The sequence below is a fragment of the Microbacterium sp. GbtcB4 genome, from assembly GCF_019091465.1.
GTDB lineage: Bacteria > Actinomycetota > Actinomycetes > Actinomycetales > Microbacteriaceae > Microbacterium > Microbacterium paraoxydans.
The window spans coordinates 1-247 of sequence record NZ_JAGXJJ010000353.1 but is presented as its reverse complement, the minus strand read 5'-3'; the positions used below and the strand labels follow the sequence as shown (position 1 = coordinate 247).

The 247-nt window shown below is 67.6% G+C and carries 1 pseudogene; it reads left to right on the top strand.

Annotated elements, in window-relative coordinates:
* A pseudogene (locus KVS71_RS18140) lies at positions 1–247 on the top strand (phospho-N-acetylmuramoyl-pentapeptide-transferase); the annotation flags it as partial.

Sequence of the window (247 nt, the reverse complement as noted above, 5' to 3'; positions counted from 1 at the left end):
GCCATCGGCGGCGTCATCACCGCGATGGCGGACATGCCCCGCACCGAACTGCTGCTCCTCATCATCGCCGGCGTCTTCGTGCTCGCCTCCGGAGCCGTGATCCTGCAGCGCGCCTACTTCAAGATCACCCGCGGCAAGCGGCTGTTCCTCATGAGCCCGTTCCCCCACCACCTCGAGATGCGGGGCTGGTCGGGGGTCACCATCGTGGTGCGCATGGGGATCATCGCGGGTCTTCTCGCTGGGTCGG